1 protein-coding gene is annotated in these 901 nt (G+C 57.5%); it reads left to right on the top strand.

The annotated features are described in order from the left end of the window. Positions 1–743: helix-turn-helix domain-containing protein (locus P775_RS28475; protein ID WP_218967653.1), on the top strand; the 743-nt coding region annotated here is incomplete at its 5' end. Positions 744–901: the final 158 nt, after the last annotated feature.

Here is a 901-nt window from a genome sequence, read left to right as displayed (position 1 = left end):
GGCACGAGACGCTGCAGCAGATGGAAAACGCGCTGCAACAGGCCCGATTTAAAGCAAAACGCACTCAGCGCCAGTATGATGCGGTCGACCCGGATAATCGGCTGGTCGCCGACGAGCTGGAGCGGCGTTGGAACGACAAGCTTCGTCAGGTGCGCGATCTGGAAATCGACATCGAAAGGCTCCAGACAGAAACACCGCCCAATGCCTCTGTGCCAGATCGCGATCGGTTGATGAGCCTGGGTGCCGATCTGGCACAGGCTTGGGAGAGCCCCGGTGTCACACCCGAGTGTCAGAAGCGGGTCTTGCGGCTCATGATCCGAGAAATCATCGTCGACATGACCGAAGACAGCCTGCCTTTGATCATCCATTGGCAAGGCGGGGATCATACGCGTCTGAGTATAAAGAAGAACAAGGCGGGCCACACACGGTGGGTGATTGCCGGTGACACGCTGGACCTGACCCGCGCTCTGGCCCGTCAGATGCCCGATGAGCACATCGCATCGATATTGAACCGCACAGGCAAGGTCACCGGGAAAGGCCGTACCTGGAACCGAAGCCGTATCTGCAGTGTACGCAGCAACCATAACATTCCTGTCTATCGCGAAGGCGAACGTCAGGAACGCGGAGAGCTCACCCTGGACGAAGCGGCAACCATCCTGGATGTCAGCCCATCGACGGTGCGACAGTTGATCAAAACCGGAGAATTTTCCGCCAATCAGACCTGTAAGGGCGCCCCTGGATAGTCAGACAGGACGAGGTTCAGACAGACAGCGTGCGAAAAGCTGCAGATGCACGTCGCGCCCGACGCCCGACGTCTCACGATCCCAATCAGATAACCATGCAATTATAAAGGCATATGCAGATGTGTAGTATGAAGCACCCTCGTCCGATCCGGCGAAGA

This window comes from Puniceibacterium antarcticum (genome assembly GCF_002760615.1).
Taxonomy (GTDB): Bacteria; Pseudomonadota; Alphaproteobacteria; order Rhodobacterales; family Rhodobacteraceae; genus Puniceibacterium; species Puniceibacterium antarcticum.
This window is presented reverse-complemented; position numbering and strand designations above follow the sequence as displayed.